Below are 255 nucleotides of genomic sequence, written 5' to 3' on the forward strand. Positions count from 1 at the left end.
AAAATTTCCAGACGCCATCGAGGAGATCGGCGATTGCGATGGCACCTTCTATCGGGACGCCGTGATTGAGTAGCTGAATGCTCTCACCGGGCCGGGCATGTCCCTTGATGAGCAACTGATTCTTGTACGTGGGCTGACCTTCATCGACAGGGGGGCCGTCTTCGGATTCGAGGACGTCATCCAGGCTCAGCTCGACGTCCAGCTTCACGGTAAAGGTGCGGGGCGGGTCGGTGATTTCGTTGTCACCATATTTTG

General features: G+C 56.5%; 1 pseudogene. It reads right to left on the bottom strand.

The window, feature by feature from the left end:
- Positions 1 to 255 (bottom strand): annotated as a pseudogene (locus tag KW841_RS29525) (hypothetical protein); the annotation flags it as partial.

This window comes from Pseudomonas sp. PDM28 (assembly GCF_019219115.1).
GTDB classification, from domain to species: Bacteria; Pseudomonadota; Gammaproteobacteria; order Pseudomonadales; family Pseudomonadaceae; genus Aquipseudomonas; species Aquipseudomonas laurylsulfatiphila.